At 47.9% G+C, this 943-nt stretch carries 2 tRNA genes and 2 rRNA genes; all 4 read right to left on the bottom strand.

Going from position 1 to position 943, the window contains the following annotated elements:
* Positions 1-152 (bottom strand): 23S ribosomal RNA (locus tag JaAD80_RS29955); the annotation flags it as partial.
* A gap of 262 nt (positions 153-414) precedes the next feature.
* A tRNA-Ala gene (locus tag JaAD80_RS29950) sits at positions 415-490 on the bottom strand.
* A 12-nt stretch (positions 491-502) separates the two neighbouring features.
* Positions 503-579: transfer RNA gene (locus tag JaAD80_RS29945), tRNA-Ile, on the bottom strand.
* Between the two features lie 100 nt (positions 580-679).
* Positions 680-943: ribosomal RNA gene (locus tag JaAD80_RS29940) — 16S ribosomal RNA — on the bottom strand; the annotation flags it as partial.

The following is a 943-nucleotide window of genomic DNA, read 5'->3' as shown; positions in this document are numbered from 1 at the left end:
GTATGCAATACCCTAAAAGGGTGGGTTGCCCCATTCGGAAATCTGCGGATCAAAGTGTGTTTGCTCACTCCCCGCAGCTTATCGCAAGCTACTACGTCCTTCATCGCCTGTAATCGCCAAGGCATCCACCATGTGCACTTATTCGCTTGTCCCTATAACGTTAGCCTCTCATCATTTGCATAATGAAAGAGCGCTACAGGGATAAGAAAGTACAACGTTGTTGCTTGTTTGTTGATACATACAATCATTACCCATCAAGTCGCCTCATGCATTGCTGCACGCATAGACTTGATCAATAAATAATCTTTACTTATTCCAGATTGTTAAAGAACGAAACAGCTTTGATCGCTAAAAGATCAAACCTAAACCACAGTCTTGTTGACCGGCTTACGTTTGTACTTTCGAGTAAAACTTTGGTGGAGGATGACGGGATCGAACCGACGACCCCCTGCTTGCAAAGCAGGTGCTCTCCCAGCTGAGCTAATCCCCCGGGAATTTTTACTGGTAGGGCTGGTTGGACTCGAACCAACGACCCCCGCGTTATCAACACGGTGCTCTAACCAGCTGAGCTACAGCCCCAACGCGGAACTACTACGACTACTGTTTCTTCTTAATTAAACAGCCGATAAGTGTGAACATTTGATGCGTGAATCATTTACATGATTCGTGCAAACTCTAGAAAGGAGGTGATCCAGCCGCACCTTCCGATACGGCTACCTTGTTACGACTTCACCCCAGTCACGAATCCTACCGTGGTAAGCGCCCTCCTTGCGGTTAAGCTACCTACTTCTGGTAAAACCCGCTCCCATGGTGTGACGGGCGGTGTGTACAAGACCCGGGAACGTATTCACCGCGACATGCTGATCCGCGATTACTAGCGATTCCAACTTCATGCAGTCGAGTTGCAGACTACAATCCGGACTACGATACACTTTCTGCGATT

Source organism: Janthinobacterium sp. AD80, from assembly GCF_002878455.1.
GTDB lineage: Bacteria > Pseudomonadota > Gammaproteobacteria > Burkholderiales > Burkholderiaceae_D > Janthinobacterium.
The sequence above is the reverse complement of the archived record's forward strand: the minus strand, read 5'-3'. Positions and strand labels throughout refer to the sequence as shown.